We start from the raw sequence: 5,667 nt of genomic DNA on the forward strand, positions 1-5,667 counted from the left end.
CACCTGCGGCGGCCCGGCCCCCAATCCGCAACGCCATCCGAAAAACGGAGCTTTACTTATGGCATCTACCAGCACAGACGCGCCCGAGGCCAAGGGCGCCAAGAAGATCGGGCCGGCGCGCATCGTCGGCATCGTGGTCTCGGCGGTTCTCGCCGTGGCCATGGTCGCCATCATCGTGGCCGCCAACACCGTGCTGCCCAAGTTCAACCAGATCATCAACTCCTACTTTGGCGTGGAGCAGAGCTGGAGCAACGACGGCGTGGACACCTCCGGCCTGGACCTCACCTACAACAAGGCCGACTACGACATGGGCTCCATCAGCGAGGCCGAGGAGACCCTCGACAAGGACATCGCCGGCGAGGGCTACGTCCTGCTCAAGAATGACGATTCGTCGCTTCCGCTGGCCAAGGGAACCAAGCTCTCCTTCGTGGGCGGCAACTCCCGCAGCCTGGGCGTCCGCAACCAGACCATGCTCGAGTCCACCCTGGGCATCGAGGTCAGCAGCTCCGACGCCCTGACCCCCGCCATGGAGGCGGCGGGCCTCTCGGTCAACACCACCCTCACCGACTTCTACATCAACGGCAAGGGCAAGGACTACGTCATGGGCGTGGGCTCGGTCTCCTACGGCGACGACGAGGACTTCTCCATCAACGAGTGCCCGCTGTCCGTCATGCGTGACGCCGGCGTCCTGGACTCCCTTGAGGGCACCACGCCCGTCTTTGTCATGAAGCGCGTGGCCGGCGAGGGCCGAGACATGCCGCGCTCCATGTACAACCACGCCACAAGCGATGAGGACAAGGCCAAGAGCTACCTCGAGCCCGACTCCACCGAGCTTGAGATCCTGCAGTACCTGAACGACAACTTTGACAACACGGTGCTGCTCATCAACTCCAACGCCGCCATCGAGCTCGACTGGCTTGAGCAGTTCCCCAACATCAAGTCCGTCATCGTCGTGCCCACCACCGGCACCTACGGCGCCGAGGTCCTGGGCTCCATCCTCGCGGGCGACGTCAACCCCTCCGGCCACACCGTCGACACCTACGTGGCCGACGCCTCCGCCGCCCCCGCCGCGCAGAACTTCGGCGACTACCAGTACCTTGACGAGTCCGGCAACCTCACCAAGTACAACTACGTCTCCTACGAGGAGGGCATCTACGTCGGGTACCGCTACTACGAGACCCGCTACGAGGACGTGGTGCTGAACCAGGGCAACGCCGGCGACTTTAACTACGACGCCGAGGTCTGCTACCCGTTTGGCTACGGCCTTTCCTACACCACCTTCGAGTGGTCTGACTTCTCGACCAGCTGGTCCGGCAAGACCTGCACCGCCACCGTTACCGTGACCAACACCGGAGACGTGGCCGGCAAGGATGCCGTGGAGATCTACGCCCAGTCCCCCTACACGGACTACGACCGCGCAAACGGCGTCGAGAAGGCCGCGGTGCAGCTGGTGGGCTACGCCAAGACCAAGCTGCTGGAGCTCGGCGAGTCCCAGGTCGTGACCGTGACCTTCGACGAGTCCCAGCTGGCCAGCTATGACGCCAACGGCGCCAAGACCTACATCCTGGACGCCGGCACCTACTACGTGACCGCCGGCACCGACGCGCACGCCGCCGTGAACAACATCCTGGCTGCCAAGGGCGCCAAGGTCGACGGCGACAAGGCCCTCACGGACACCTACGTGCCCGCCAACGCCGAGGTTGACACCACCACCTACTCCACCGACAGCCTCACCGGCGTCGCTGTTACCAACCAGCTCGACGACGCCAAGGGCGACGTGACCTACCTCACCCGCTCCGACTGGACGGGCACGTTCCCCACGCACGACGGCACCCCCACCACGCAGGTCTCCACCTGGGGCAACGAGATCAACGGCGAGGACGGCGTGAGCTACACCTACGGCAAGACGGCCTCCGCGGAGCTTCTCGCCCAGCTCGACTCCACCGACTCCGGAAACCCCGACGTCAAGGCCTGGGACGGCGAGCTCGTCTATGGCGCCGACAACGGCCTTACCTTGGCTGACCTGCGCGGCCTTGACTACGACGATCCCAAGTGGAGCGATCTTCTCGACCAGCTGACCCCCGACGACTACAACCTCATGGTGGCCCGCGCCGGCTACGGCACCGAGTACCTGGAGTCCGTCGGCAAGCCGGCCGGCACCGACGCCGACTCCACCTCCGGCTGGAGCTGGGGCGGCACGGGCATGACCTTCTGCAACCCCATGACCGTGGGCCAGACCTGGAATCAGGAGATCGCTTATCGCCTGGGCAACATGATCGGCAACGAGTCCCTGCTCGGAGGTGCCACCGGCTGGTACGCCCCGGCCATGAACATCCACCGCAGCCCGTACTCCGGCCGCAACGGCGAGTACTTCTCGGAGGACCCGTTCCTCTCCGGCGCGATGGCCTCGCAGGAGGTCAAGGGCGCTGCCGAGAAGGGCGTCTACACGATGATTAAGCACTTCGCCTTCAACGACCAGGAGAACCACCGCGGCGACCGCGGCGAGTGGTCCATGGCGACGTGGCTCAACGAGCAGTCCGCCCGCGAGCTGTATCTCAAGCCCTTCGAGATGTGCATGAAGGTCGGCGACGTGGAGCTCAACTACGTCAAGCAGAACGACGACGGTACCTACGAGAACGACACCACCACGGTTCGCGCGTGCCAGGGCCTGATGACCTCGTTCAACCGCATCGGCGCCACGTGGTGCGGCGGCTCCTACAACCTGCTCACGGGCATCGTGCGCACCGAGTGGGGCTTTGACGGCTGGATCATCACGGACAACGCCGACATGGGCAAGTTCATGGGCGCCGAGCAGATGATCGAGGCCGGCGGCGATGCCAAGCTCACCACCAACGACCAGTCCGACATGTGGAGCTTTGACTCCACCGACGCCGTGAGCTACCGCTACGCCCGCGAGTCCGTGCACCACCTGCTCTACACGATGGCCAACAGCCACTCCATGAACGGCGCCATGCACGGCAGCACCTTCGTCTCCGGCGGCGGCACCGGCATGCAGAAGGCCGACATCGTGCGCTGGGCGCTGACCGGCGTGGGCGCCGTGGGCCTGGCGATCATCGTGGCCGCCAACGTGGTCTGCGAGGTTCGCCGCCGCAAGCGCGCATAGCACAAGTGGACAAAGGGACAGTCCCTTTGTCCACTCCGACGGCCCGCGGACACGTTTCGCGGGCCGTTTTTTGCGCAACGCCGCGCCGGAACCCTCCGCGGCGCCGCCAAACCTATGATTTCCCACAGTTAAATGGCAGTTTCCCCTTGCTTTCAGGCTCGCGTGCGCGTGCGTAATGGCGTAACCTACCGACGTGCACGTAACTTTCTCGCATTAAGTTGCAAGGGGGAGGGGAATGGGTCCCCTCCGGTTGCGTTGCGCGGAAGGGGTCTCACACCAATCGGAAGGATTTGCCATGACCGACCTTACTCGCCGTTCGTTCCTTAGGCTCTCGGGCGTCTCCACGCTCACCGTCGCGGGCGCCACGTTCCTGACCGGCTGCGGCCCCGCTGCCCAGAGCACGAACACCACCACCGCGTCCAACACCGCTGGTGCCAAGGAAGAGGCCAACACGGGCCAGCTCGGCGACGGCAAGACCCTGCGCGTCGGCATGGAGGCCGCTTACGCTCCCTACAACTGGCAGGTCGAGTCCGCTTCCGACACCACCATTCCCATCGAGAACGTCTCCGGCGCCTATGCCGACGGCTACGACGTCCAGATCGCCAAAAAGATCGCCGAGGCCCTCGGCATGGAGCCCGTCGCCGTCAAGATGGAGTTCGGCGCCCTCGTCGATTCCCTGGTCAACGGCCAGATCGACATCATCTGCGCCGGCATGTCCGTGACGGCCGAGCGCGCCCAGTCCGCCGACTTCACCGACTCCTACATCGACGACGAGGTCGTCATGGTCGTCAAGCAGGACTCCAAGTACGCCAGCGCCACCAAGCTCTCCGACTTCAACGGCGCCACGGTCCTCGGCCAGAAGGACACCTTCTACGACGACCTCATCGACGAGATTCCTAACGTCAACCACCTCACCCCGGTCGCCACGGTCCCGCTGGTCGTCGACGGCATCGAGAACGGCACCTGCGACGCCATCACCTTCTCGTCCATGTCGCTGCCCAACCTTCTGCAGAACTATCCTGACCTCAAGAAGGTCGAGCTCGAGAGCGGCCAGGGCTTCTCCGACCCCGGTAACCCCGACAACGCCGCCATCGCCAAGGGCCAGGACCAGATGCTCGCCAAGCTCAACGAGATCATCGCCGGCATCTCCGAGGCCGACCGCCTCTCCATCTGGCAGGACTGCATGGATCGCCAGCCGGCCTAAGGCCCGCACAACCAAGTATGCAACTTCGGGGCAGGGATGCGCGTCCCTGCCCCTTCGGCGATAAGAACAAAGGATTTTTATGTCATCTGCACTTACTCGCCTGGCGAATTTCGTCAAGACGAACCACCGCTACGTGCTGCTCGGCACCTCGGCCGTGGCGCTTATCGGCATGCTGCTCTCCAGCTGCGCGCGCCCCGCAATGAGTTTTCTCGCGAATGCCTTCACGGTCGAGCTGGTCATGTACTACCTGTGCGCCGCCTGGCTCGTGGTCTCGGCCGTGGCGCTTCTCTTTAAGCTGACCCACTGGAAGACCTACGCCGAGAAGGCGCCCTTTGCCAAGCCGGCCGCGGCCAACGTGCTGCGCTACGTGAGCTACGTGGTCTGGCTCGCCGCCGCCGCGCTCTTCGTCGACCGCGCCGTCATGGGCTTCGCCTCCGCGTGGTCCGACGCCGCCGCGGCCACCAAGATGCCCGACGACATGCTCACCCAGATCCTCTACATGTTCCAGCAGGGCAAGCAGACCTACCTCACCGGCGCGCTCACCACCATTGAGCTGGCCGTCTTTGGCACCATCATCGCGTTTTTCCTCGCGCTTTTGCTCGCCGCCGTCCGCATCCTCGAGATTGACCGCTCCGACAACGACTTCATCCGTTTCCTCAAGAAGATCGGCGTCGGCTTCGCCAAGGTCTACTCCACCGTGGTCCGCGGCACCCCGATGCTTGTCCAGGGCGTCATCATTTATTACCTGGGCTTTGCCATCGTGAGCAGCACCGGCATGTCCATCACCGAGGTCAACGCCATCTGGACGCGCTTCATCGCCGGCCTCGTGGTCGTCTCGCTCAACTCCACCGCCTACATGATGGAGGTCCTGCGCGGCGGCATCGAGTCCGTGGACAAGGGCCAGATGGAGGCCGCGCGCTCGCTCGGCCTCTCGCAGTGGCAGGCCATGCTCAAGGTCGTCTTCCCGCAGGGCATCAAGTACGCCATCCCGGGCCTGTCCAACGAGCTCGTCATCAACATCAAGGATTCGTCGGTCCTCTCGGTCATCGGCGTCTTCGACCTGGCGTTTGCCGCCTCCACCGTGGCCGGCATCTACTACAAGCAGCTCAATGCGTACCTGGTCATCGCCGTGTTCTACCTCATCATGACGGCGTTCGCGTCCTGGTTGCTCGGCAAGATCGCCGGGCTTCTTGACGTGCAGAGCCAGCCCGTCGGCAGCACGTCCGACGCGGGTAACGCGATGAAGAAGGCGGAGGCATAACCATGGCAAACGAGAAGTACGCGAAAATAGCCGCCGCCGTCGCGGGCAGGGAGTACGAGGCGCCGAGCGAGGAGGCCG

At 64.4% G+C, this 5,667-nt stretch carries 3 protein-coding genes; all 3 read left to right on the forward strand.

Annotated elements, in window-relative coordinates; all coding sequences use genetic code 11:
- Positions 1–58: 58 nt before the first annotated feature.
- The 3 genes from U5709_RS05080 to U5709_RS05090 all read left to right on the forward strand — a co-directional run bounded on the left by U5709_RS05080 (position 59) and on the right by U5709_RS05090 (position 5,589).
- Complete coding sequence (locus tag U5709_RS05080) at positions 59–3,124, forward strand: glycoside hydrolase family 3 N-terminal domain-containing protein (protein ID WP_321972928.1); 3,066 nt, start codon at positions 59–61, stop codon at positions 3,122–3,124.
- A gap of 295 nt (positions 3,125–3,419) precedes the next feature.
- The gene (locus tag U5709_RS05085) at positions 3,420–4,328 is read left to right on the forward strand and encodes a transporter substrate-binding domain-containing protein (protein WP_321972929.1); all 909 of its coding nucleotides are present in this window, start codon (positions 3,420–3,422) and stop codon (positions 4,326–4,328) included.
- A 79-nt stretch (positions 4,329–4,407) separates the two neighbouring features.
- Positions 4,408–5,589, forward strand: a complete 1,182-nt coding sequence (locus U5709_RS05090) for an amino acid ABC transporter permease (protein WP_321971487.1) — start codon at positions 4,408–4,410, stop codon at positions 5,587–5,589.
- The last annotated feature ends 78 nt before the right edge of the window (positions 5,590–5,667 follow it).

It is taken from the genome of Paratractidigestivibacter sp., from assembly GCF_963660155.1.
Lineage (GTDB): Bacteria > Actinomycetota > Coriobacteriia > Coriobacteriales > Atopobiaceae > Paratractidigestivibacter.

Coding starts and splice junctions, on each gene's coding strand:
- U5709_RS05080 (WP_321972928.1), top strand. CDS start 59: ATGGCATCTACCAGCACAGACGCGCCCGAGGCCAAGGGCGCCAAGAAG.
- U5709_RS05085 (WP_321972929.1), top strand. CDS start 3,420: ATGACCGACCTTACTCGCCGTTCGTTCCTTAGGCTCTCGGGCGTCTCC.
- U5709_RS05090 (WP_321971487.1), top strand. CDS start 4,408: ATGTCATCTGCACTTACTCGCCTGGCGAATTTCGTCAAGACGAACCAC.